This window comes from Pseudomonas sp. SIMBA_067, from assembly GCF_046534675.1.
Taxonomy (GTDB): Bacteria; Pseudomonadota; Gammaproteobacteria; order Pseudomonadales; family Pseudomonadaceae; genus Aquipseudomonas; species Aquipseudomonas putida.
This window is the reverse complement of record NZ_JAWRYH010000431.1, coordinates 1-272: the sequence shown is the minus strand read 5'-3', so window position 1 is coordinate 272 and position 272 is coordinate 1. Positions and strand designations below refer to the sequence as shown.

At 64.0% G+C, this 272-nt stretch carries 1 pseudogene; it reads left to right on the top strand.

The annotated features are described in order from the left end of the window. Positions 1-272: pseudogene (locus SB765_RS29760) on the top strand (type IV secretion system protein DotA-like protein); the annotation flags it as partial.

Genomic DNA, 272 nt, shown 5'->3' with positions numbered 1-272 from the left:
GGGCAATGTGGGCATCATTTCGGAGTTTCTGACCTTCGCGTGGTGGTTCATGGTGTTCGGGCTGACGTTGTTGCCCGTGTTGTACATGATCTTCGGCTTGCCCCAGACCCTGCCTGACCAGGTGCTCAGCTGGATCGGCGGGGGCCTTGGCAGCATGGGTGAGACCAGTGCGGTGGCTGATATGCGAGGCGGCATGAGCCGGGTTGGCTCGAGCGTTCAGGGCAGTGGTACCGGCATGCGCCTGGGTGGCGGCACCCAGGGCAGGCTGCCAC